2 protein-coding genes are annotated in these 521 nt (G+C 47.0%); both read right to left on the reverse strand.

The genetic code is table 11. From position 1 onward, the window contains the following. Positions 1 to 178 (reverse strand): SCP2 sterol-binding domain-containing protein (locus R7P74_RS29885; RefSeq protein WP_336624126.1); only part of this gene is annotated, 178 nt, incomplete at its 3' end. 11 nt (positions 179 to 189) lie between these two features. Next, the coding region (locus R7P74_RS29270) for a class I SAM-dependent methyltransferase (protein WP_318124239.1) at positions 190 to 521 on the reverse strand (332 nt) is incomplete at its 5' end.

The raw sequence follows: 521 nt of genomic DNA on the forward strand, positions 1-521 counted from the left end.
CCAGCACATCAATCTGCTGACTGAAAACAAACGTCAGCGTCTTGTCGATTTCTTTGAGGTGAACTTGGATAACTTGGCCCTTGAGACGCGCTAAACGACGACCCAATGCAGGATCGTCTTTAATCAGTGTGTTCAGCGAAGTTTCAATGACAGCAGTGATAAGAGGTTCAAATGGCATGCCGTTAACCCTTAGAATTTGTAACCGCGGTGCAACGCCACAATACCACCCGTTAGGTTGTAGTATTTGGTGTTTTCGAAGCCAGCGTCTTGCATCATGCCTTCCAGTGTTTCTTGGTCTGGGTGCATGCGAATAGATTCAGCAAGGTAGCGGTAGCTTTCTGCGTCATTCGCGACCAATTCGCCCATTTTTGGCAATAGGTGGAATGAGTACGCGTCGTACACTTTTGATAGTGGTTCGAGAACTGGTTTAGAGAATTCCAAAACCAATAGACGACCACCTGGCTTGAGGACGCGGAACATTGAACGCAATGCTTTGTCTTTGTCGGTTACGTTACGAAGAC

This window comes from Vibrio sp. 2033, assembly GCF_033339735.1.